Below are 252 nucleotides of genomic sequence, written 5' to 3'. Positions count from 1 at the left end.
AAGGAGCTGGAAGTTCTCGAGCTGCGTTCGAAAATTCACGAGCAAGTACAGGAGCAGGTTAGCCAGAACCAGCGTGAATATCTGCTGCGCGAGCAGATGAAGGCGATTCAGAAGGAACTGGGCGAATCGGACGATTCGACGCAGGAAATCGACGAACTGCGCAAAAAAGTCGAGGAGTCCGGGATGCCGGCGGAAGCCAAGAAAGAATGCGAGCGCGAGCTCAAGCGCTTGGCGAAAATGACGCCGGCGTCA

General features: G+C 55.6%; 1 pseudogene. It reads left to right on the top strand.

Features of this window, described 5'->3' with window-relative positions:
• A pseudogene (locus RAD04_RS38975) lies at positions 1-252 on the top strand (endopeptidase La); the annotation flags it as partial.

The organism is Bradyrhizobium sp. 25ACV, assembly GCF_054863005.1.
This window is presented reverse-complemented; position numbering and strand designations above follow the sequence as displayed.